The sequence below is a fragment of the Acinetobacter sp. WY4 genome (assembly GCF_018438165.1).
GTDB lineage: Bacteria > Pseudomonadota > Gammaproteobacteria > Pseudomonadales > Moraxellaceae > Acinetobacter.
The window spans coordinates 440,397-463,412 of record NZ_CP053947.1; the positions used below are offsets into that span (position 1 = coordinate 440,397).

17 protein-coding genes and 3 pseudogenes are annotated in these 23,016 nt (G+C 45.9%); 5 read left to right on the forward strand and 15 right to left on the reverse strand.

The genetic code is table 11. The features are described from left to right. Positions 1-4: 4 nt before the first annotated feature. From G4D73_RS02085 to G4D73_RS02100, 4 genes and pseudogenes are all read right to left on the reverse strand, one after another. Positions 5-1,132 carry an acyl-CoA dehydrogenase family protein gene (locus G4D73_RS02085; RefSeq protein ID WP_213687262.1) on the reverse strand — a complete coding sequence of 376 codons (1,128 nt, stop codon included), beginning with the start codon at positions 1,130-1,132 and terminating at the stop codon, positions 5-7. 58 nt (positions 1,133-1,190) lie between these two features. After that, positions 1,191-2,840 carry an AMP-binding protein gene (locus tag G4D73_RS02090; RefSeq protein ID WP_213687263.1) on the reverse strand — a complete coding sequence of 550 codons (1,650 nt, stop codon included), beginning with the start codon at positions 2,838-2,840 and terminating at the stop codon, positions 1,191-1,193. A gap of 107 nt (positions 2,841-2,947) precedes the next feature. Then, a pseudogene (mmsB, locus tag G4D73_RS02095) lies at positions 2,948-3,820 on the reverse strand (3-hydroxyisobutyrate dehydrogenase); the annotation flags it as partial. Positions 3,821-3,831: 11 nt separating this feature from the next. After that, the gene (locus G4D73_RS02100; protein WP_213687264.1) at positions 3,832-5,361 is read right to left on the reverse strand and encodes a CoA-acylating methylmalonate-semialdehyde dehydrogenase; all 1,530 of its coding nucleotides are present in this window, start codon (positions 5,359-5,361) and stop codon (positions 3,832-3,834) included. A 177-nt stretch (positions 5,362-5,538) separates the two neighbouring features. Between G4D73_RS02100 and G4D73_RS02105 the strand changes: the two genes are divergently transcribed. Next, on the forward strand, positions 5,539-6,423 hold the full coding sequence (locus G4D73_RS02105) for a LysR family transcriptional regulator (protein ID WP_213687265.1): 885 nt from the start codon (positions 5,539-5,541) through the stop codon (positions 6,421-6,423). A 168-nt stretch (positions 6,424-6,591) separates the two neighbouring features. Further along, positions 6,592-7,269 carry a type 1 glutamine amidotransferase domain-containing protein gene (locus G4D73_RS02110; protein WP_004730940.1) on the forward strand — a complete coding sequence of 226 codons (678 nt, stop codon included), beginning with the start codon at positions 6,592-6,594 and terminating at the stop codon, positions 7,267-7,269. A gap of 109 nt (positions 7,270-7,378) precedes the next feature. Here G4D73_RS02110 and G4D73_RS02115 read toward each other — a convergent pair. Further along, a pseudogene (locus tag G4D73_RS02115) lies at positions 7,379-8,230 on the reverse strand (AMP-binding protein); the annotation flags it as partial. A 2-nt stretch (positions 8,231-8,232) separates the two neighbouring features. Between G4D73_RS02115 and G4D73_RS02120 the strand changes: the two are divergent. Next, positions 8,233-8,394, forward strand: a pseudogene (locus G4D73_RS02120) (MarR family transcriptional regulator); the annotation flags it as partial. 75 nt (positions 8,395-8,469) lie between these two features. Here the strand turns inward: G4D73_RS02120 and G4D73_RS02125 are convergent. Further along, entirely contained in the window at positions 8,470-9,741 is a 1,272-nt protein-coding gene (locus tag G4D73_RS02125) for an MFS transporter (protein WP_004730944.1), read from the reverse strand. 356 nt (positions 9,742-10,097) lie between these two features. Between G4D73_RS02125 and G4D73_RS02130 the strand changes: the two genes are divergently transcribed. Further along, complete coding sequence (locus tag G4D73_RS02130) at positions 10,098-11,321, forward strand: CaiB/BaiF CoA transferase family protein (protein ID WP_213687266.1); 1,224 nt, start codon at positions 10,098-10,100, stop codon at positions 11,319-11,321. A gap of 70 nt (positions 11,322-11,391) precedes the next feature. On the opposite strand, the gene G4D73_RS02135 is transcribed toward G4D73_RS02130, so the two are convergent. The 8 genes from G4D73_RS02135 to G4D73_RS02170 form a co-directional block, all read right to left on the reverse strand. Beyond that, positions 11,392-13,074 carry an AMP-binding protein gene (locus G4D73_RS02135; protein WP_213687267.1) on the reverse strand — a complete coding sequence of 561 codons (1,683 nt, stop codon included), beginning with the start codon at positions 13,072-13,074 and terminating at the stop codon, positions 11,392-11,394. Positions 13,075-13,150: 76 nt separating this feature from the next. Further along, the gene (locus tag G4D73_RS02140) at positions 13,151-14,647 is read right to left on the reverse strand and encodes a flavin-containing monooxygenase (protein ID WP_213687268.1); all 1,497 of its coding nucleotides are present in this window, start codon (positions 14,645-14,647) and stop codon (positions 13,151-13,153) included. A gap of 16 nt (positions 14,648-14,663) precedes the next feature. Further along, positions 14,664-15,503: an alpha/beta fold hydrolase gene (locus G4D73_RS02145; RefSeq protein WP_213687269.1), complete on the reverse strand. Its 840-nt coding sequence runs from the start codon at positions 15,501-15,503 to the stop codon at positions 14,664-14,666. Between the two features lie 128 nt (positions 15,504-15,631). After that, positions 15,632-17,434, reverse strand: a complete 1,803-nt coding sequence (locus tag G4D73_RS02150; RefSeq protein ID WP_213687270.1) for an acyl-CoA dehydrogenase C-terminal domain-containing protein — start codon at positions 17,432-17,434, stop codon at positions 15,632-15,634. Between the two features lie 210 nt (positions 17,435-17,644). Then, on the reverse strand, positions 17,645-18,625 hold the full coding sequence (locus G4D73_RS02155) for an NAD(P)H-dependent flavin oxidoreductase (RefSeq protein WP_213687271.1): 981 nt from the start codon (positions 18,623-18,625) through the stop codon (positions 17,645-17,647). A gap of 11 nt (positions 18,626-18,636) precedes the next feature. Continuing rightward, positions 18,637-19,425, reverse strand: a complete 789-nt coding sequence (locus G4D73_RS02160) for an enoyl-CoA hydratase-related protein (RefSeq protein ID WP_213687714.1) — start codon at positions 19,423-19,425, stop codon at positions 18,637-18,639. A gap of 34 nt (positions 19,426-19,459) precedes the next feature. After that, complete coding sequence (locus tag G4D73_RS02165; protein WP_180038864.1) at positions 19,460-20,383, reverse strand: 2-hydroxyacid dehydrogenase; 924 nt, start codon at positions 20,381-20,383, stop codon at positions 19,460-19,462. Further along, the gene (locus G4D73_RS02170; RefSeq protein ID WP_213687272.1) at positions 20,380-21,135 is read right to left on the reverse strand and encodes a class II aldolase/adducin family protein; all 756 of its coding nucleotides are present in this window, start codon (positions 21,133-21,135) and stop codon (positions 20,380-20,382) included. The genes G4D73_RS02165 and G4D73_RS02170 overlap by 4 nt, the downstream gene beginning before the upstream one ends. Positions 21,136-21,245: 110 nt before the next feature. On the opposite strand from G4D73_RS02170, the gene G4D73_RS02175 reads away from it, so the two are divergent. Next, positions 21,246-21,683, forward strand: a complete 438-nt coding sequence (locus tag G4D73_RS02175; protein ID WP_213687273.1) for a PaaI family thioesterase — start codon at positions 21,246-21,248, stop codon at positions 21,681-21,683. A 111-nt stretch (positions 21,684-21,794) separates the two neighbouring features. Here G4D73_RS02175 and G4D73_RS02180 read toward each other — a convergent pair whose 3' ends face one another. Further along, positions 21,795-23,015, reverse strand: coding sequence for a 3-oxoadipyl-CoA thiolase (locus G4D73_RS02180; RefSeq protein WP_180087007.1), 1,221 nt, complete (start codon positions 23,013-23,015; stop codon positions 21,795-21,797). Position 23,016 lies beyond the last annotated feature (1 nt).

The window sequence follows — 23,016 nt, forward strand, 5'->3', positions numbered from 1 at the left end:
AAAATTAGAGGCTGCGTGCAATCACCAAGCGCTGAATATCGCTGGTGCCTTCATAAATCTGACAAATCCGCGCATCCCGATAAATCCGCTCAATCGGGAAATCTTTGAGATAACCGTAGCCGCCAAAAATCTGCAGCGCTTTGGAGCAGACACGTTCTGCCATTTCTGAAGCAAATAGCTTGGCCATGGAGGCTTCGGTTAAACAGGCTTCACCGGCTTCTTTTTTGCGTGCTGCAAAATGTACCAGTTGCCGTGCCGCTTCAATTTCAGTCGCCATACTGGCCAACCTGAAAGAAATCGCCTGCTGTTCAAAAATAGGTTTGCCAAAAGCCACGCGGTCGTGCGCATAAACAGTGGCTTCTTCCAATGCGGCACGTGCCAAGCCAACCGCCTGTGCGGCAATACCGATCCGCCCGCCTTCCAGATTGGCCAAGGCGATTTTTAAACCTTCGCCTTCGGCACCGAGTCTTAAACTTTCATGAATGCGGACATCGGTTAAGGCAATCTGACAGGTATCCGAAGCATGCAGGCCGAGTTTTTCTTCCACCCGAATCACTTCATAGCCAGGTGTGTCGCGCGGCACTAAAAATGCACTCATGCCTTTTTTGCCCGCGCCTGGATCAGTCACGGCAAACACAATAATCATCCCGGCATTGTGGCCAGAAGTAATAAACTGTTTCGCGCCATTCAGAATGTAATGATCGCCGTCCTTGACCGCCCGGGTTTTAATCGCGGCAGCATCCGATCCGGTATGCGGTTCGGTTAAGGCAAAGGCACCAATCATTTCACCTTGAGCCAAAGGCTTTAGAAAATCCTGCTTTTGCTGTTCCGTCCCGAACTTGAAAATCGGCACACACCCTACAGAGTTATGTACGCTCATAATCGCAGATGTTGCACCATCGGCCGCAGCGACTTCTTCTAAGGCCAGAACATAAGCCAGCGTACCTGTGCCCGAGCCGCCCCATTCTTCCGGAATCAGCATGCCTAAAAAACCCAGCTCTCCCATTTGGGCTAAGGCCTGTTTAGGAAAGATGCCTTTTTGATCCCACTCGCCGGCAAAGGGTTTAATCTGTTCCTGGGCGAAGCTTTTTGCCATGTCCTGAATCAGTTGTTGTTCTTCCGTTAATTGCATGGATTCTTCCTTCAATCTCTTTATTTAATCTTCTTATTCAATCTGTTGGCTTTAGCTGTTATGCGGTCTTGGCTTGCTGCTTGTTGATTTCCTGATTGCGCAGTAAAAAGCGTTGAATTTTACCGCTTGGGGTTTTCGGCAATTCAGTCACAAATTCAATCAGGCGTGGATAGGCATGCGCAGATAACCGCTTTTTCACAAATTGACCCAGCTCTTCTTCCAGATGGGCCGAAGCTGCAAAATTATTCGCCAGAATCACAAAGGCTTTAATCACTTCGGTACGCTCAGGATCAGGCACGCCAATGACTGCTGCTTCAATCACGGCATCGTGTTCCAGCAAGGCACTTTCCACATCAAACGGCCCCACCCGATAGCCCGAGGTAGTAATGACATCATCACTACGTCCCACAAAACTCATACTGCCATCGGCATGAATTTCCGCGGTATCTCCGGTTAAATAGTAGTGGCCGACAAAGGGAGATTTACGGCTTTCTTCATAGCCAGAGAACCACATCATCGGAGATTGGCTGATATCAACCGCTAAGATTCCCGGGACGTCAGCTGCTAATTCATGCCCCTGTTCATCGACAACGGCAATTCGGTAACCCGGGCTGGCAAAGCCTGCCGAACCTGAACGGACCGGATGTTCCAAAGCATGATGATTACACACCACCATCCCGACTTCGGTCTGGCCATAATGGTCATAAATCGGCACATCTAGCACCTCTTTAAACCAGCGGATCACTTCCGGATTTAACGGTTCTCCCGCACTGCTGACAACACGTAACTTACCGCGTAGTTTTGCCATTTGAGCAGGATCGGCCGCCATCATCATGCGATAAGCAGTCGGTGCACCAGCCAGATTGGTAATGCCATATTCCTTGACAATTTCGCAGACACTTTCCGCACTGAAAGTGCCTTCATAAAACAGGGTCGAGTGTCCAAGCATTAAGGGACCGGTAATACCGTAGTACAAACCGTAGGCCCAGCCGGGATCCGCAATATTCCAGAAAGCATCTTCAGGAGTTAGACCAATCGCATTTTGCATATAGCTTGCAAAAGCAATCAGCGCTTTTAAAGGGACTTTAAGAGGTTTCGCTGGTCCAGTAGTACCGGAGGTAAACATCAATAAAAATGGATCATCGACATTCAGGATTTCCAGCTCACAAGCTTCAGCCTGACGGTTTAATACCGTCCAGAAGCTGAGGTCGTGCGGATAGCGCTCTGCCTCAGTTTCGGCATGTACCGTCACAATCGGTGGACAGTTGCTGATCTCGGATAATTTGTCCCGATTCGCCAGATCAGTCACCACCAGCTTGCTTTGCGCCAGCTGAATACGATGCTCGATGGCTTTGGGACCAAAGGCCGTAAATAAGGGTTGATAGACAGCACCAATCCGCCAGGTTGCCAAAATAGTAATGATCAACTCGGGAGTACGTGGTAATAATCCGGAAACGCGGTCGCCTTTACCAATGCCTTGAGACCTTAAAAAGTTGGCAAACTGGCTGGAATATTTTTTGAGTTCGGCAAAACTATATTGTTCTTTTCTGCCATCTTTACCATGCCAGTATAAGGCAATGGCATCGGAATCGGCATGACGGTCACAGCATTCATAACAGGCATTTACTGCCAGCATGGAACCGGAGAGATACTGGCTTGCAACCGTGTTTAAATCAAAGTCTTGAACCGTTGTTTGATAATCTAACATGTTAAACCTCAGCCTGAATTTATCGTTATTACTGACAGGGTGTAATTATTGAAGCGAATCCTTGCTCCATCTAATCTTTTAAGTTTTAAGCAGGTGGCGTGCGTGGTGTATTGATGCATGATGCTGGAGAAGTCCAGATGGGCATCACCTTCCTGACACAGTTGTTGATAGAGTTTCTGTACCATGCTGCCGAGTACCACCGGCTGATCCACCTGTTGCGCGGCATCGACAGCCAGCCCCAAATCTTTGAGCATCAGTTGTGCGGCAAAACCGTCGGTATAACCCCGCGATGACGGCGCATTGGCACAGATATCTGGCCATGGATTATAAATTTCAGAACTCCAGCAACGTCCAGTGGAACTGTTAATCACGCCAGCCAAGGCCTGTGGATCAATGCCCAGTTTGGCTCCGAGTGCCATCCCTTCAGCCACCGCAGTCATGGAAATTCCCAGAATCAGGTTATTACAGATTTTTGCCACCTGTCCTGTTCCCACCGCACCACAATGCACCAGATTTTTACCCATACAGCCGAGAACCGGTTTGACGGCCTCAAAAGTGGCATCATCTGCACCGACCATAAAGGTCAAGGTCCCGTCTTTGGCACCCAAAGTACCGCCGGATACCGGTGCATCACAGACGCGAATCTGCTTGACCTGAGCTGCTACAGCAACTTCCTGAATGGTTTGCGGATCAATGGTGCTGCTGTCGATACACAAACTGCCCGATTGAAGTACCTTCAGAATACCGTGTTCACCTAAATAGACTTCACGCACATGCTTGGCTGCGGGCAACATGCTGACCACGATCTCCGCCTGCTTCGCGGCAGCTTGTGGACTGTCGCAGACGATACCGCCCGCTTCTGCAAAATGCTGTAAAGCCACTGCGCTTAAGTCATAACCAAAAACCTGATGACCGGACTTGAGTAAGTTTTGCGCCATGGAGCCGCCCATGTTGCCTAAACCAATAAATGCAATCTTCATGCTGATGCTCCTTAACGCAGACTGATCGTGGTATTGACACCGGTGGTTTCCTGGTCATCTTCAAACCAGCGGCTGGTAATGGTTTTGGTCTGGGTATAGAACTGCACCGCCTGTTTGCCATAAGGACCTAGATCACCCAATTTTGAACCGCGTGAACCGGTAAAACTGAAGAAAGGCACAGGTACAGGAATTGGAATGTTAATGCCAACCTGACCGATATCAATCTGGTTCTGGAAGGTACGTGCCGTATTGCCATTTTGGGTAAACAGTCCAACGCCATTACCAAACGGATTGGCATTAATCAGTGCAATCGCCTGTTCCAAAGTATCGACATGCATGATCGCCAGTACCGGGCCAAACACTTCTTCCTTGTAAATGCGCATCTCGGTCGTGACCTGGTTAAAAATCGTTGGACCGACAAAATTACCCTGCTCATAACCCGGAACCTGTACATTACGGCCATCTAGCAACAGTTCTGCGCCCTGTTCAACACCACTGTTAATCAAATCTATGACACGAGCTTTGGCACGGGTTGAAATCACCGGTCCCACATCGGTATTCGGTTCATGTCCGGCATTCACCTTTAAGGTTTTGGTTTTATTGACCAGTTCATCGACCCAGTGCTTGGTCTCACCGACCATTACCGCCACGGAAAGTGCCATACAACGTTGACCTGCTGCGCCAAAAGCTGCACCGACCAAGGCATTTAAGGTCTGTTCTTTATTCGCATCTGGCATCACCACCACATGGTTTTTGGCGCCCATCATCGACTGCACACGCTTGCCGTGTTGGCCTGCAAGGTTATAGACATGCGTGCCGACTGCAGTCGAACCGACAAAAGAAATCGCCTTGATATCGCGATGGGTACACAGTAGATCGACCACTTCTTTGCCGCCATGTACCACATTCAGTACGCCTGCCGGCACACCTGCCTGAATCGCTAACTCAACCAGCATCATGGTCGATAGTGGATCCTGTTCAGAAGGCTTTAAGACAAAGGTATTGCCGCAGACAATCGCCATCGGGAACATCCACAGTGGAATCATCGCCGGGAAGTTAAACGGTGTAATTCCTGCACAGACACCTAGTGGTTGCTGCAAGGTATAGGTATCGACACCGCGTGCCACACCCTCAATATACTCACCCATTTGTAATGAACCCACTGAACAGGCATGCTCCACCACTTCTAGGCCGCGCTGGATATCACCTTCGGCATCGGCCAGGGTTTTGCCCTGTTCCGCCGTTAAGACTCGGGCGATACTTTTTAGGTTTGTACGAATCAGATCCTGCAGTTTCAGCATGATTCGCATACGTGCCTGGATCGGGGTCTGGCGCCAGCTGGCAAATGCATTTTGTGCAGCAGCAATGGCGGCATTAACTTCTTCTGCGGTAGCAAAAGGCACTTGGCCCAAGATTTCCTGAGTGGCAGGATTAACAGTATCTTGCCAATGGCTGGTTCTTGATTCGACAAATTCACCATTAATGAGGAGTTTTGCGGTGGTGAATCCGGTACTTTGCTGTGGATGAGAAATGGCGTTCATGGTCGCTCCGTGCTGGTTTGTTATTGTCGTTGTATCTGCCTTTACTGGCTTTTATTTAACGTATAATTTTTACGCTGTTTCAGCAGACTAACAAAGAACACTTTGACCACCAATAGAAATTGGTGCACGATGGTTGTGCAAATATGCACAGGAATTTAACAGGATGTTAAATAAAAAATGAAAGTAGATTGGGATCATTTACGCTTTTTTTTAGTTTTGGCGCGTGCTAAAACACTCACCAACGCAGCACGCTTAATCGGGGTTGAACATAGCACCGTAGCGCGGCGGATTCAGGCCCTGGAAAGTACTTTAGGTACGCAACTGTTTAAGCGCGAAGCCACCGGTTATGAACTAACCTCGGAAGGTCTGGCACTGGTGCCGCGTGTGGAACAGATGGAACAGTCCTTTATCCAGATTGACAAGCGCCATGATCCCTTGCAAGGTCGGGTCCGGATTGGTGCGCCAGAAGGTTTTGGCACGGCATTTTTAGCCCGTCTTTTGGCAGAATTTTCCCAGCATTATCCTTTGCTGACCATTGACCTGATTCCGGTACCGAAAGCGATCAAACTTTCACATCGAGAAGCCGATATTGTGATCGCGATTGACCGGCCCAAATCTGGACCCTATATCATTACTCGTTTGTCTAATTACTGCCTAAAACTGTATGGCAGCCAGCATTATTTACAGCAAAATCCGGAAATTAAAAAACTGGAAGACCTCAAACAGCACCGTTTTGTCGATTATATTGATGATCTGGTCTATAGCACTGCACTATATTCGCTGGAGCGTCTTCCCTTACAGGTCAGTGCCTGTTTTCGCAGTAACAGTATTCTGGCGCAGGAAATTGCCGTGCGTGCAGGTGCCGGGCTGGCTATTTTGCCGAAATTTCTGGTCAATGATAAAAGCGAACTCAAAGAGGTTTTGGGCGATCAGGTCAGTTTTACCCATACTTTTTGGATGCTAACACTGGTCGATCTGCAACATGAACCAAAAATTAAACTGGTCTGGGATTTCTTGCGTAAACAAGCCGATCTTCAGCAAGACCTGTTAATGGGCAGATGAATATTGAACACACTGTTCACTTTGCAAGGCTACGTACTTTAGTTAAATCAACTGAAACAACAACGTATCGATACAGCAAATGAACGTATCACAACACTCCTGACCTCTGTGACTTGTTAAATTAACAGTCGATTATTCACGATGTTTAACGAGATACAGGAAAATAATATGAAAATCTTGATGGTGCTGACTTCACATGACCAGCTTGGCGATACCGGCAAAAAAACCGGCTTCTGGCTGGAAGAGTTGGCTGCGCCTTATTACACCTTTGTCGATGCAGGCGCAGAGGTAGTTTTGGCTTCTCCTGCAGGTGGTCAGCCACCGCTAGATCCAAAAAGTAATGAGCCGGATGCGCAAACCGAAACCACCAAACGCTTTGAAGCAGATGCATCGGCCATGCAGGCTCTTGCCAATACACACAAGTTGGGTGAAGTCTTAAATCAGGATTTTGATGCCGTGTTCTATCCGGGTGGTCATGGACCGCTATGGGATCTGGCCAAAGACCAGAATTCCATTTCTTTAATTGAGCAAACCTTGCAGGCAGATAAACCTGTTGCGCTGGTCTGTCATGCTCCGGGTGTCCTGCGTGATGTGAAAGATTCCGAAGGCCGTTCTATTGTAGAAGGCAAAACAGTCACCGGTTTCAGTAACACTGAAGAAGACGGCGTGGGTTTGACAGACATCGTTCCGTTTTTAGTTGAAGACATGCTGAAAGAAAAAGGTGGGAAATATTCCAAAGCTGAGGACTGGCAGGTATACGTGCAACAAGATGGTCTGCTCATTACTGGACAAAACCCGGCCTCTTCTGCTGCAACGGCTGAAGTCTTATTAAAATTATTAAAATAGACGTGATTCTAAAGTTTGCATTAAACCTTTAGATCATTTTCTTTGAAAAAGAAAAACCCTGAATAAGGCAATATTATTCAGGGTTTAATTTATCTATTTATTCCCAGATTTAGTTCGCTTCAACTGTCGTTGAGGCAATATGCTGTGCCAGTAATTCTCTGAGTTTAAATTTCTGGATTTTCCCCGATGGCGTCATCGGAATATCCTCCCAGATTTCCAAACGTTCCGGAAGATATTGCATAGCCAGATTATGAGTTTTCAGGAAATCTACCAGCTCATTAAAACTTAACGGCTTTGTCTGATCTTTCAGCTTGATGATTGCACAAGCACGCTCGCCCATTCGCTCATCTGCATAAGCGACCAAAGCTACTGTTGCAATATTCGGATGCTTATAAAGTAGTGATTCAATTTCCGCGACCGGAATATTTTCTCCGCCACGGATAATTACATCCTTTTTACGTCCACAAATCCGGATATAGCCCTGCTCGTCCTGATAGGCAATATCGCCAGTATCAAACCAGCCTTCGGCATCCGTATCATTCAAATGTGGACGTTTTAAATAACCGCCAAAATTTGAACAGGTGCGGATCATCAAACGCCCGGATTCATTCACGGCTTTGGTCTGACCTTTTTTATCCACGATCTTGATTTCCACACCTGGCAAAGCGATGCCATCGGTATTGAAAGAGTGTTCATCCTCATCTTCAGGTCGGGTCAGCGTCACTGCACCACATTCGGTCATACCCCAAGCGGATATGACTTTAACGCCCAGAATTTCCCGGGCTTTTTGTACCAATGGCCCCGGAATGGGTGCACCAGCACACAGGAAAATTTTTAGTGAATCAACCTTGTCATGCTGTTCCGCCACGGTATTGGACAGGTCATTCAGGAATGGGGTCGAGGCCATGGTGAAATTCACCTGATGCTGATGAATTAGATCCACTGCTTTGGCTACATCCCAGCTTGGAAACATGGGACAACTTGCAAGCTGATTTCTTTGATTTTTATGGTCAGGCCTTAAATAAGCTGGCTTTTGATGATGTGGTTACCCTAATTCATCTGCTCAATAAAGTAAATGATGGTTTAAAAAGTATTCATCTGCATAAAGAAACAGATCAAGAATAAACAAATAGAAATACAGCTTTAATTGAAGAATATAAAAAAGAGCCTGTATTCAGGCTCTTTTTTTTGAAGTTGAAATTATGCCTTTTGTGGATCGTATTGACGGTCTTTAATGAATATCCCGGACACTGCCCCACATAAGAAATAAGCACCGCCCATAATCAGGAAGCCTAGACCAATTGAACCACCGCTGGCTGCCGCGCCAATAATCGCAGGTGCAAACATGGCGCCAATACGACCTGCATTATAAGCACCCCCTACTGCAGTACCACGAATCGAAGTGGCAAAGCTTTCAGTCATATAAGTGGCATTAATCGCATATGGAATACCATACAGGAATCCAAAGAAAATCAGCAGATAGGCAATGTTATCTGGCGTATTGAATAGCACAATCACGGGCAGGAAAATCGCCGTTCCAATTGCTCCAAACGAAAAGACAGCGCGTCTACCCAGACGGTCTGCAGCAAAGCCCGCCAGAATTTTTCCGAAAATCATGGCTACATAGGTACCAATCATATAGCCTGCCATGGATTTAAAATTCATGTGCAATTCAGATTCCAGATATGCCGGCATCCAGTTGTTTACGCCATAGTAGCCAAATTGCAGAAAACCGGCCGTAAAGATCCACAAAATAAACATTCTGCGATTCGCAGGATCCGCGAAAATCTCTTTGACTGTGCTTTTTTTGGCGGGTTGCTGTGCTGTGATTTCAGCTGGGGCATATAGACGCTGCAAACGTGCACGCTGCCAGGATTCTGGCTCAGGAACCAGTTTCTGGATAAAAATCGCCATAACCGAGGGAATAATGGCAATAAAAAACAGGGTTCGCCAGCCATATTCTGGAATGATCCAGCCTGCCAGTACAGTGGCCACAATATAACCGACGGTCCATCCTGCCTGTAAGGTACCTAAAACCGTGGTGCGATATTCAGTTGGAACATATTCAGCCATGAGCGTATTGGCTGCAATATATAAAGAGCCTATGCCAAAGGCAGAAAGAAAGCGTAAAACAGCAAATTGTTCAAAGTTCTGTGCAAAGCCTAAGGCTGCGGTCAATATGGAAAATACCAGAATCGAAATGACTACGGTACGTACACGGCCCAGACGGTCACAGGCCCAGCCACCCATAAAGCCACCAATCGCCATACCTGCTAAGGTAAAACTGCCTAGTGTACCGGCCTGCAGATTACTGAGACCAAACTCTGCTTTCAGGCTATTTAAACTGAAAGACAGCAGCAACATGTCCGCGCCATCTACCAGTAAAGCCAGAAAGGCGAAAATAAAAGCAATTTGCTGCGTTCGTTTGGTCGTAGGTTTAATCTTTTCTAATTCTCTCGCTAAATCCGTCATATTTAAATCTCTGTTTTCCTATCCTTAGGTTTTCATGATCTTTTATATTTAAAGCTATTCCGCTAATGAATATGCTTTAAGGCTAATCCGTTTTTAATTCACTTGATTGACTCCTTTTTTAATCCTGTCTGGGAGATCGCTTTTTCCTTTTTATCAGTGACCTCTTGTTCTTCGTTCATACTTATATTTGCATCAGGCTAAAGAAAATAAGATGAATATTCATCATTTTGGATGTTTTATTTTGTTATACGAAATTTATTATCATAAAGTTGATTGTTCTTTCATTTTCATATAGCTTTAAAAAGAGGGATAAGAACGATATGTCATTTGAATATGATCGAACAGGGAGCGTAATAATGGGTGCCTTAACAGGATTTCGTGTACTGGATTTAAGCCGGATTTTGGCTGGGCCCTGGTGTAGCCAGATTCTGGCTGATCTGGGTGCAGAAGTGATCAAGATTGAAAAACCGGATCATGGGGATGATACCCGTATCTGGGGACCACCTTGGCTTAAAAACAATCAGCAGCAAGATACCCATGAATCGGCTTATTACCTGTCAGCCAACCGTGGCAAGCATTCGGTTGCAATCGATTTATCTACACCTGAAGGTCAAAGTATTATCAAAAAGCTTGCTGAACAAAGCGATGTAGTCATTGAAAACTATAAAGCCGGTTCGTTGAAACGATATGGGCTGGATTATGAAAGTCTGAGTCAGCTAAATCCGCGACTGGTATATTGTTCTATTACCGGTTTTGGCCAGAACGGTCCGCGTGCGCAAGAGCCGGGCTATGATTTTATCGTTCAGGGAATGGGCGGCATGATGAGTGTCACTGGCGAACGTGACGATCTGCCCGGTGGTGGCCCGCAAAAAGCAGGTCTGGCCTTTGCCGATTTGACCACCGGCTTATATGCCGCAATTGCCATTCAGGCGGCTTTGTTGTCCCGTGAGAAAACCGGTGAAGGTCAGTATATTGATATGGCGCTGTTAGATACCCAGGTTGCTTCCCTCTCTGTTCTGGCCATGAATTATCTCACCTCAGGCAAAGTCCCCGGTCGCTTCGGAAATGCACATGCCAATATTGTGCCCTATCAGGTGTTTAAAGCCCAGGAAGGTGAATTTATTATCGCCTGTGGTAACGATCTGCAATTCCAAGCTTTGTGTCAGGCCGTTGGTCTGGCTAAGGTGGCAGAAGATCCTCGCTTCTTAAAAAATTCTGGACGTGTTACACATCGTGAAGAATTGACCACAGTTCTACAGGCTCATTTCTATACTAGACCGGCAAAAACCTGGGTGGATTTAATCCATGCGGTTAAAGTGCCGGTAGGAATGATCAATGACCTGAAACAGACTTTGCAAGAAGAACAGGTATTGGCACGCGATATGGTGATTCAGATGCCGCATACTTTACGTGAAGATTACACCTCAATCGGTTCACCGATCAAACTCTCCAAGACACCGGTAGAATATAAAAAGGCGCCCCCTTGTCTGGGTGAAGATACCGATGCCATTTTGAGTCAATATTTAAGTTCTGCTGAAATAGAAGAACTGAAAAGCAAAAAAGTCATCCAGCAGCGATAAGCCTGCAAGCAATAAAAAAGGAATCTTTCGATTCCTTTTTTATTTTAAATCTAATGGACTAGATCATTCCTTAACAGGCTTTGGCGCTCGGCTGAACAGTACGAGGCAGCTCGCGACGCAGAATTTTGCCTACTGCAGACTTTGGTAATCCAGCCACAAACTCAATGTATTTGGGCAATTTATAACTGGTCAGTTGCTGCTTCAGATAAGTCATGACTTCATCTTGGGTCAGAGTTTCATCCTGTTTCACAATAAATGCCTTGGGTACCTGTCCAGACTTTTCATCATCAATACCAATCACTGCACATTCCAGTATTTTAGGATGTTTGGACAGCACGCCTTCCAGCTCATTGGGATAAACATTAAATCCGGAGACCAGAATCATGTCTTTTTTGCGGTCCAGAATGGTGATATAGCCTTGTTCGTCCATACAACCGATATCACCTGTCAGGAAGAATCCATCTTTGGTAAATACCTGTGCTGTTGCTTCGGGTTGCTGCCAGTATCCTTTCATTACCTGTGGACCACGTATGGCGATTTCTCCAGCCTGATTAAGCTCTACAGGTTTTCCTTCATCATTCAGAATCAGAATTTCAGTTCCTGCCAATGGCAAGCCAATCGTGCCACTAAATCGCCGGCTTAAAGGCGGGTTAAAAGTTGCAGTCGGTGAGGTTTCAGAAAGTCCGTAGCCTTCATAAATCTGGCAGCCTGTGACCTCATGCCATAACTCTGCCGTATTTTTCAGAATAGATGCCCCTCCACCGGTTGTGGTTTTCAGGCTTGAATGATCCAGTTCACGAAAACGTGGATGATGCGCCAAGGCATTAAACATGGTATTCACCCCGGGGAAAACAGTGGGTGGATGTTTCTGGTATTGATCCACCAAAGCATCCAGATCTCTCGGATTAGGAATCAGGACATTGGCGAAACCTCGGCTTAAACCATAACTGAACAGGCAGATGGTAAATCCATAAATGTGATACAGCGGCAAGGCACAGAATACATATTCATTTTCAGCGGCATAGCGGTCACCAAAATGGCTGATAAACACGGTACTGTTCTGGGCGATATTAAATAGAATATTGCGATGGCTCAGTTCTGCGCCTTTAGAAACACCTGTGGTACCTCCCGTGTATTGCAGAATGACCGTATCTTCCTGATGTTGTACAGGCGGTTCAAAATCAATAATCTTTACCTGATTTATTGCCTGTCTAAAGTCAGAAAACTGTTTATCCGGATATTGTGCTGCCTGACTATAAACAGCACTTGGCTGCTCTTGAATAAAATCCAGCGGATGCGTCGAAATAACATATTTGAGTTGAGGACATTCATCTAGTGCTGTTAATTGCTCCAAAGTCTGTCCCAGGATAATCAAGGCTTTAGCACCTGAATCCTGTAGCTGATGATAGAGCTCGCGCTGGGTGTACATGGGATTGACATTGACCAGCACATAACCGGCACGAATAATGGCGAAGGTCGCAATTGGATACTGAATAATATTTGGCAACATCACTGCAATACGGCTGCCAGCAGTCAGTCCAAGACTCTGTAAATAGCTTGCCAGTTTCTGACTATACATATCGACATCTTGATAGCTGAATTTGCGATCCAGATAGATAAATGCGGTTTTATCCTGAAATTTCACCAAATTCTCAGCAATTGTCGTGCTCAGGGTTTTCTCAGGATCTGGCCGGGTAAACTCCGGATTGATATTCCACTTTTTATATTCTTCCATCCATGGCTGACTGCTCATGACTATACTCCTGTCCTGGATTTACATTTATTTTGTATTATTTAAACTATAAAATTTTGATTCTAATCAAATATTTTTAAACCACTTTCTGCTGTCTCGATTCAACATACTGGTAGTGATAACCGCTACGAATAAAATGCTGATTTTTATCCCTAAATGAATGAGCATAATCCGGCCAGACCAAAGTCAGCTTGCGACTGACCGGGTCCAGATACCAGCTTTTACAGCTTTCCGATAACCAGACACTACCTTGCGAAAGCTGCTGTAGCTCCTGCATATAGCTATTTTCAGCTTCTTGATCTGCTTCAAAGACCTGAATCTGTTCCTGCTCAAAAAACTGCAAGGCATCCAGCACCAGATCAAACTGGGTTTCCAGAAAATAAAGTGCTGAATTATGTCCACTGCCTGTATTTGGCCCATTCAGGATGAACAGGTTTGGAAAGTTGTGTACGGTCGTTGACTGATAACCCTGCATACCGCTGGACCATTGCTGTTCCAGGCTTAAACCCTGTTTACCCACCACCTTTGCGGCATAGGGTGGACGTGCCGCTTCAAATCCTGTCGCAAATACGATGATATCTGCAGAAAATTTATTTCCAGCCTGGCTTAATACACCGTCTTTCATAACTTCTGCCAATGCTGAGTCTTCAAGTGTGACATTTGGTTTTAGAAAAGTCGGATAATAATCATTAGAAAGCAATAAGCGCTTACAACCAGGTTCATAATTCGGCGTAAGTTTGCGCTGTAATTCAGGATCTGAAATCTGATGTTTTAAGAATTGCAGGCAGTTTTTCTTGACCCGCTCAATCTGGCTTTTCAGATTACGGCGCTGGGCAAAATTGTATTCATTGCCCCAGAACAAGGAATGTCTGAGGGCCGACATACTGTCCGGATCTTTGCGGAAAAGCTGTTTTTCTGACTCAGAATAAGCTCGGTCTGGTCGGGGCAAAATATATGGCGCACTACGTTGCAATACGGTCAGGCTTTTGGCTGTTTTGGAAATTTCCGGCACAAGCTGGATGGCAGAAGCACCAGAACCCACCACAACGACATGTTGATTTTCCAGATTCAGCTCGTGGTTCCAGCGCGCGGAATGCATCACTTGGCCTTCAAATTCTTCCAGCCCCGGAATTTTCGGGAGATGCTCATCTGCCAGATGCCCGGTTGCGGTAATTAAAATCTCAGCCTGATACAGACCTATAGAGGTGTGAATTTCCCAGATGCGTTCTCGTGCATTCCAGCTGGCCTTTTCCAGTTGGGTATGAAAATTAATATGGGGCCGGATATTTTCCTGATCACAGCATTGAATTAAATAGCGCTGAATTTCTACCCCTTGTGGAAAGACACGCGACCAGTTGGGATTTTTAATAAACGAGAAAGAATATAAATGGGAAGGTACATCACAGGCGACTCCGGGATAGGTATTGTCACGCCAAGTACCGCCCACTTCTGCTGCACGTTCAATGATTTTAAAATCGTGGATGCCCTGCTGTTTAAGGCGGATTGCCATTCCCAAACCACCAAAACCGCTGCCTACAATTAAAATCTTGCTGCGCTGTCCTTGAGCTTGCATTATTTTTCTCCTTTTTTTAAGGCATCATGGGCTGGATTTTCTGATTCGCCGGATACTGTTCTGGATGCTGGCTAAACTGGTTGATCAGTTGCACCACTTCCGCTGGCGCTTCAATATGGATTGCATGTCCTGAAGCTATTTCGATATAGCGGCTGTTCTGAATCGAAGCAAACAGTAATTTTGCTTGCGCTAAAGGCACCATCCGGTCTTCACGGCAAGCCACGATCAAAGTCTCCGCAGAGATGTCCGGCAAAATGGCGGTGATATCAATGCGATAATTCAGTTCACGCTGTTTGGCTGCATCTTGAGAAGGTTTGACGAAACGTGCCAGATCAAGCACCTGTTTTTCAGTACGAGCTGACAGATAGTCATCGCTATATAGGCAATAATTCACGAAATGCGGCAATGCTGCAGATTGATCATTAAATAACTGTTGCCAGATGGTGGTTCGTAGTTGTTGCACCGAACTGGTTTTTGCCCAACCGGCTAACAAAATCAAACGTGCCACGCGCTGTTTAAGACTTGCAGCCACTTGTGCAGCAATCACGGCACCGAGTGAATAGCCGACCACTGTAATGATTTCATCTTCTGCAACCGCATGCTGAATCAGTGCTTCAACCTGCTGGCTAAAATCGGTCACCTTTAGATCAGCTTTATCGGGGGTATGCAAATCAATGGATAAAACCCGCTGATGAATACCCAGCATCGGAAAAATATAGCTGAAATGCTTGTCGGTATTTCCACCGGTGCCATGAATCAGAATAATAGTGGGAAATGCAGAACGCTGTCCGACTTCATGAAAATTAAGCTGCAGATCAGCATAAGGACACTGTCGAGTAATCATGTCTAAATCCATATAGACTCCTGATCTTGTTGTTTTATGGTTTATTCAATATCCGAGAATAAATCTCAATATTTGAATTGGGTGAGGATGCAAAAATTATTAAAAAAGACTCACGACACGAGTATCGTGGGTCAAAAGGTTTAATCGAATTTGAACTCTTCAGGTTCAAGTAAAAACAGGCTTTCACCGCCCGCCTGAATATTGGCAAAGTGGGTTGAAGTTCTTGGCAAAATACGCGCAAAGAAGAATTGTGCAGTTTTGATCTTGGCTGCATAGAACGGATCAGTATTGCCTTCTTCAATTTTCTGCTGCGCAGTAATTGCCATTTTCAGCCACAAATAAGCGGACACGACATAACCAGAGAAATATAGGTAGTCAACTGATGCTGCCCCAATTTCATTGGCAGACTGTTGAGCCTGCTCCTGAATGGTTCTGGTTAATTTCAGCCATTTTTCAGTCAACTGGCTGACTTGTGCAACTTGCTGGCTGAACTGGACATGTTGCTGATGCTCTTTTACAAAGCCCTGAATTTCATCGGTTAATGCGGTCAGCAAACCCAATTTTGAGCCCAGCACTTTACGCGCCAGCAAGTCAATGGACTGAATTTCAGTAGTTCCTTCATAGAGGCTGGCAATACGTGCATCACGGGCAATCTGTTCCATGCCATGTTCAGCAATATAACCGTGACCACCGAAAATCTGCATACCATGTTTAGCCGCTTCTATGCCGGTTTCGGTCATTAATGCTTTGGCAATAGGGGTTAGTAATGCTAGACGGTCTTCAGCTGCTTTCTTTTCTTCCGGGCTGTCAGTGGCTTCAGCGATATCGGCATAGGTCGCCAGATAATATGCAAGTGCACGTGAACCTTCTGCAAACACCTTTTGAGTCAGCAGCATGTTACGTACTGCCGGATGCACGATAATCGGATCTGCAGGCTGGCCTGGCACTTTTGCACCTTCAAGAGAACGCATCGCCAGACGGTCTTTGGCATAAGCCAATGCCCCCTGATAAGAAGATTCTGCTGCTGCCAAGCCTTGAATAGCTGTACCGATACGTGCCGAGTTCATAAAGGTAAACATGCAGTTCAGACCGCGATTTTCAGGCCCAATCAGGAAACCTTTGGCATTATCAAAATTCAGCACACAGGTCGCATTGCCATGAATGCCCATCTTGTGTTCAATGGCGCTACACACCACACCATTACGGGAAGCCACATTACCTGCTTCATCCAGATTGTATTTCGGCACAATAAACAGCGAAATACCTTTGGTTCCCGCAGGTGCATCTGGCAAACGTGCCAGTACGATATGCACGATATTTTCAGCCAAGTCATGTTCACCCGCAGAAATAAAGATTTTCTCGCCACTGATGTTATAGCTGCCGTCTTCATTTGGCACTGCTTTGGTACGGATCAGCCCCAGATCAGAACCCGCATGAGATTCAGTCAAGCACATGGTTCCAGTCCAGCGACCGGCTATTAAAGGCACCAGGAATTTCTGTTTCTGTTCATCGCTACCATGATGCTCTAAAGTACGCATCGCACCATGGGACAGGCCTGGGTACATGCCCCAAGACCAGTTGGTTGCAGTGATAATTTCAGAAATGGCAATACGGTATAAAGTCGGAAAACCCTGACCGCCATATGCTTCGTCACCAGTTAATGAGGTAAAGCCGAGTTCTACATATTTGTCATAAGCTGCTTTAAACCCATCCGGGGTGGTTACGACGCCATCCTGCAAACGGCAACCCTGCTGGTCGCCTGTCGCATTAATCGGTAGAAGTTCGTTTTGGCAAAAGTCCGCAGCGACTTCCAGATATTGCTCCATAATATCCATAGAAACCTTGTCTGCGAATTTTGCATAGCCCTGATATTTCTGTTCAACGTTTAACAGGTCTTTCAGGACAAACTTCATGTCTTTTAATGGCGCAATATAATTTCTCATCGTAATTCCCTTGTATGAGTTCTAATTTGTATATTTATGACAATTAATTTCATAATACGAAATTATGTTTTAAATCCACTATAATATAATTTAAAGAATAAAATCTAGTCATTCGATGAAATTTCCCATTTAAAAATAAAAAATATACAGGATGAAAAAAGCCATTCATGGTGGAATGGCTTTTCTATTCAGCGACTTCACTAAAGTTGATTAACGTGGAAAAAATTGAGCTAAACGTTGCTGAACAATCTGCTCTGCCTCCTGCATGATATTTTCGATCAGCGCCTGACAAGTCGGAATGTCATGAATCAATCCCATCACTTGACCTGCAGTCAGTACACCAGCATCAATATCGCCATTTTCTAAAGCGAGCTTGCCTTTTAAACCGCTGACATAGGGACGAATCTGTTCAAATTGCAGGTTTGGATCTTCACTCATTTTCACCACAAGATCAGATACCGCATTTTTGGCAACACGGGCAGTATTCCTGAACTGTCGATACAGCAGATGTGTCGCCCTTTCATCATTATCGACATAGAACTGTTTGATGTTTGAATGGATCGGCGCTTCCTGAGTTGCACAAAAGCGTGTACCCATATTGATGCCTTCAGCACCTAAAGCCAAAGCTGCGACCAGACCACGGCCATCAGCAAAACCGCCACTGGCCACAATCGGCACAGTAAGCTGATCCGCAGCGGCAGGAATTAAAATCAGGCCAGGAATATCGTCTTCACCCGGATGCCCCGCACATTCAAAACCATCAATCGAAATGATATCCGCACCGATTCTTTGTGCTGAAAGCGCATGACGGACGGAAGTACATTTATGAATGACAATAATGCCGTGTTGCTTAAACGCCTCAATATGTTCATGTGGCTTGTTGCCTGCTGTTTCTACGATCTTGATACTGCTTTCAATGATCGCCTGTCGGTATTCTGCATATGGCGGCGGATTCACAGCGGGCAATAAAGTCAGATTGACTGCAAAAGGCTGATCGGTCATTTCTCGGCAGCGTGCAATTTCCTTGACCAGGGCTTCAGGCGTCGGTTGAGTCAATGCCGTTAATGTTCCCAAACCACCAGCATTAGATACGGCACTGGCCATTTCTGCGGTACCGACCCACATCATGCCGCCCTGAATAATTGGATAACGAATGCCTAAAAGCTCGGTAATACGGGTCTGAATTTTCATAAATGCTCTCCTTAGCATCCGGTAAATTGTACAGGGCGTTTTTCGATAAAAGCCTGGACACCTTCTTTATAGTCCTGACTGCTCAGAGCCAGATATTGCAGGTTTTGTTCCAGCTCCAGTTGCTGGTCCATGTTATTTTCAGCACTGCGTTGCAAGGCCTGTTTGGTTAAAGCCAGCGCATAAGTCGGCTGTTGAGATAATCGCTGTGCAATGTCGTCGATATAAGCATCAAATTCTGTATCTGGAAGCATTTTCCAGATCATGCCCATTTCGGCGGCCTCTTTGGCATGCACCGGTTCGCCCAGAAAAGTGAGTGCCATGGCACGTGCATAACCGATTAAACGTGGCAACATCCAGGTGCCACCGGCATCAGGAATCAAGCCAATTTTAGAAAAAGCCTGAATAAATCGGGCACTTTCCTTGGCAATGACCAGATCACAGGCCAGTGCGATATTGGCACCTGCACCGGCAGCCACACCATTCACTGCTGCAATCACCGGTTTGGGACTCTGGCGGATCAGGTTAATCAAGGGATTATAGTATTTGGCCAGCGAGCCTTGCGGTGGCAAAGGCACATTGCCGAGCTGTCCAGCACGTTCTTTTAAATCCTGTCCTGCTGAAAACGCCCGGCCATTACCGCGAATCACAATCACCCGAATATCCGGATCTTTATTCCAGTTTTTCAGCACCTGCTGCACTTCCTCATGCATTTGCCGGTTAAAACTGTTGAGTGAATCCGGGCGGTTAAAGCTTAAGGTCGCGACGCCTTGCTGAACCTGAGTTTGAATCGTTTCCCACATCATCAATTTCCTTATTTTTCCGGTATCCCTACAATTAATAGCCTTTATTGACATCTACCTGATGGCATAAATCCAGCCCGAGATTTAAGCGTCGGTCATTTTCCAGAATCTGTTCCACTACCACAGACATGGGTGCATGTGAGGCGACATGTGGCGTAACTACGATCTTTTCATGCTGCCAGAATGGATGTTCAGCAGCTAATGGCTCCTGTTCAAATACGTCGATAATTGCACCACGTAACTGGCCGGAATCCAGTGCATTGAGTAGATCCTGCTCGATTAAATGCTGACCCCTTCCTACATGAATTAATGCTGCTTGTTCAGGCAACTGCTGAAATAATTCAGCAGAAAGAATGCCGGTATTTTCTTCAGTGAGTGGCAGCAGATTAATCAGGATCTGACTTTGGGCCAAAAACTCGGAAATTTGTTCTGATCCGACATAGCTTTTGACCTGAGCAATCTCTTTTGGGGAATTGGACCACCCAGACACCTGATAGCCCATGTCGGCAAAACGTTCTGCCACATAACCGCCCATATGGCCAAGGCCCATAATCCCGATCTGGATATGATAGCTATAACTTTGACGATACTGTTTCCATAACTGCTGTTTTTGCTGCTGGATCATGCGGTCAAAATAACGCTGGAAATACAGTACGCCCCACAGCAGATAATCAAACATGCCTTTTTGATGATGTGGATCCAGTACCCGGCAAACGGCTTGATCTGGGCGTACAGCATTTAAGTTTAAATGTTCTACCCCAGCAGCAATTGAATGAATCAGACCAAGTTCTGGAAGTTGCCGGAGTTTTTCCAGATCTGGAAACCACGAAGCTGCTGTGGTCGCCAGTTCTGCTTCCGGGCTGTCCAATGTACAAAAACTGCCCTTAGGGGCATATTTCTGAAAAGACTTCACCAGAATTGCTTCAATATTCGGCACCGTACTGGATATCACAATCATGATGCATACTCCGTATATTGATGCTCAATCAAAGACAAAGCGGCCTGCCAGGCACGCTGTAAAATCGGTTCAACTAAAGGACTGGCGAACTGCTTGGCGGTTTTAATTCGGACTTCTTCTGCTGGATAATGCAATTCAGCACCACCGCTTAAGGCCTTCACCTGTGCCTGACAGGCACGCTCCAGAAAATAGATTTCATGAAAGGCCCGTGCAATCGTTTCGCCAGCCGTTAAAAGTCCGTGATTGCGTAAAATCATGGCGCGATGGCCGCCCAGGTCCTGAATCAGGCGTTCTTGTTCATCTGTTGAAAGTGCCACGCCTTCATATTCGTGATAGGCCACCTGCTGATAAAACTTCATGGCGTGCTGGGAAATGGGCAGAAGTCCGTGTTTCTGTGCAGAAACTGCTATGCCATCTGCGGTATGCGTATGAATAACACAGTTCAGATGAGCATGTGCTTCATGAATTGCGGAGTGGATGACGAAGCCAGCCATATTCACCGGCTTGTCCTGTTCATAGCTTTCTACGACCTGCCCTTCATGATTAATCTTGACCAGCGTTGAAGCACACATTTTTTCAAAAGCGACACCATACTGATTAATCAGAAAACAGTCAGGCTGATCAGGGACTCTTAAACTGATGTGAGTATCGATCAGATCCGTCATCCGGTAATGCGCGATAATGCGATAAAGTGCTGCGAGTTCACAACGTGCCTGCCATTCAGCATCTGTGACGAGATTTTTTATTGTCATCATTCCATCCTGGAAAAATATAGCATTTCGATCACTATCTGTTATATCATAAATTTAGAAAAACAGAATATTATTTCATAAAGCGAAATAAATCATTACAAGGAGTTGATATGCCAACATCACAACTAAACGGACTTGAATATCTCACCGCAATTAAGAATGGGGAAATTTCCAGTTCAGCCATGAGTGAAATTATTCCCATGCGCCTAACCTTGGTTCGCGAAAACTATGTGGAATATGAAGTGCGTCCTGATCAGCGCCATTACAATTTACAGGGTGGTATTCATGGCGGCTTTTGTGCAACGGTTCTAGATAGTGCCACTGGCGCTGCCGTACACACGACAGTAGATGCAGGTGTCAGTTTTTCGACCATCGACCTGAATGTAAAAATGCTGAAAGCGATGAAAAGCGGCGAAACCTATACCGCTATTGGTGAAGTTATCCGGATTGGACGCAATGTACTGACCTCAGAAGGCCGAATTATCGATAAAGAAGGTAAAGTTTATGCCTTTGGGTCGGCAACATTATTAGTCACTGGTCGTAAGTAATCATTACACTGACGTAGTCAATCCCTGCTCAGGCAGGGATTTTTATTTTAAAAGAAAAATCTCAATAAAAAATGCCATGCATATCATATATACATGGCATTAAGGCTATGACTAAAGCTGTGATGCAGCTTCAGGGTTTTCAATTACCATCGCCAAGCCTTGACCCAGACCGATACATAGACTGATCACGGCATATTTTTTACCGGTACGCTGTAACTGACGTGCAACGGTTAAAGCCAAACGCGCACCCGAACAGCCCAGTGGATGACCAATGGCAATCGCACCACCATTTGGATTGACACGCGGATCATCCAAAGCGACATCCAGACCTTTCAGGCAAGATAATACCTGACTGGCAAAGGCTTCATTAATCTCGATGATATCCATATCGTCTAGCGTCAAACCAGCACGTTGTACTGCCTTTTTAATCGCTTCAATTGGGCCTGCACCCATGATGCGTGGCTCAATGCCAGCGGCTGCAGAAGACAGGATACGAGCCAAAGGTTTTAAGCCATACTGTTCCTGAACTTTTTCACTGCCGATAATCAGTGCTGCAGCGCCGTCATTGATTCCTGATGCATTACCCGCTGTTACTACACCACCTTCAAATAGCGGTTTTAACTTGGATAAAGCTTCAAATGTTGAAGATGCACGTGGATGCTCATCCTCAGTAATTTGTTTAGGCGGCAATTTGCGTCCTTGAGAAACTTCAATCGGGGTAATTTCACCTTCAAAGAAACCTGATTCTTTCGCTACCTGATATTTTGCCTGTGATGCAGCGGCAAAGGTATCAGCCTGTTCACGGCTAATACCGAATTCTTCAGCCACGTTATCACCTGTTTCAGGCATACTGTGCGCGCCAAACTGATCCGTAAATTTACGGTTCGGGAAACGGGTACCAATCGTGGTGTCATAAATTTTGGCATCACGTGAATAAGCACTTTCTGCTTTGCCCATCACAAAAGGCGCGCGGGTCATACTTTCTACGCCACCAGCAATGTACAACTCGCCTTCGCCTGCAGTGATGGCACGTGCCGAATCAATCACAGCACCGAGACCTGATGCACATAAGCGGTTTACCGTCTGCCCCGGAACTGTTACCGGCATACCCGCTAACAATGCTGCAAAACGTGCCACATTACGGCTGTCTTCACCGGCCTGATTGGTGCTACCAAAGATTACATCTTCTACATCTGCTGCCGGGATACCGGTTTTTTCCAGCAGGTTTTTAATGACTGTAGCTGCCAGATCATCTGGACGTACGCTTGCCAGACTTCCTGCATGGCGACCGATTGGTGAACGTAAACCATCATAAATATATGCATTTAACATG

Coding starts and splice junctions, on each gene's coding strand:
- G4D73_RS02085 (WP_213687262.1), bottom strand. CDS start 1,132: ATGCAATTAACGGAAGAACAACAACTGATTCAGGACATGGCAAAAAGC.
- G4D73_RS02090 (WP_213687263.1), bottom strand. CDS start 2,840: ATGTTAGATTATCAAACAACGGTTCAAGACTTTGATTTAAACACGGTT.
- G4D73_RS02100 (WP_213687264.1), bottom strand. CDS start 5,361: ATGAACGCCATTTCTCATCCACAGCAAAGTACCGGATTCACCACCGCA.
- G4D73_RS02105 (WP_213687265.1), top strand. CDS start 5,539: ATGAAAGTAGATTGGGATCATTTACGCTTTTTTTTAGTTTTGGCGCGT.
- G4D73_RS02110 (WP_004730940.1), top strand. CDS start 6,592: ATGAAAATCTTGATGGTGCTGACTTCACATGACCAGCTTGGCGATACC.
- G4D73_RS02125 (WP_004730944.1), bottom strand. CDS start 9,741: ATGACGGATTTAGCGAGAGAATTAGAAAAGATTAAACCTACGACCAAA.
- G4D73_RS02130 (WP_213687266.1), top strand. CDS start 10,098: ATGGGTGCCTTAACAGGATTTCGTGTACTGGATTTAAGCCGGATTTTG.
- G4D73_RS02135 (WP_213687267.1), bottom strand. CDS start 13,074: ATGAGCAGTCAGCCATGGATGGAAGAATATAAAAAGTGGAATATCAAT.
- G4D73_RS02140 (WP_213687268.1), bottom strand. CDS start 14,647: ATGCAAGCTCAAGGACAGCGCAGCAAGATTTTAATTGTAGGCAGCGGT.
- G4D73_RS02145 (WP_213687269.1), bottom strand. CDS start 15,503: ATGGATTTAGACATGATTACTCGACAGTGTCCTTATGCTGATCTGCAG.
- G4D73_RS02150 (WP_213687270.1), bottom strand. CDS start 17,434: ATGAGAAATTATATTGCGCCATTAAAAGACATGAAGTTTGTCCTGAAA.
- G4D73_RS02155 (WP_213687271.1), bottom strand. CDS start 18,625: ATGAAAATTCAGACCCGTATTACCGAGCTTTTAGGCATTCGTTATCCA.
- G4D73_RS02160 (WP_213687714.1), bottom strand. CDS start 19,425: ATGTGGGAAACGATTCAAACTCAGGTTCAGCAAGGCGTCGCGACCTTA.
- G4D73_RS02165 (WP_180038864.1), bottom strand. CDS start 20,383: ATGATTGTGATATCCAGTACGGTGCCGAATATTGAAGCAATTCTGGTG.
- G4D73_RS02170 (WP_213687272.1), bottom strand. CDS start 21,135: ATGACAATAAAAAATCTCGTCACAGATGCTGAATGGCAGGCACGTTGT.
- G4D73_RS02175 (WP_213687273.1), top strand. CDS start 21,246: ATGCCAACATCACAACTAAACGGACTTGAATATCTCACCGCAATTAAG.
- G4D73_RS02180 (WP_180087007.1), bottom strand. CDS start 23,015: ATGTTAAATGCATATATTTATGATGGTTTACGTTCACCAATCGGTCGC.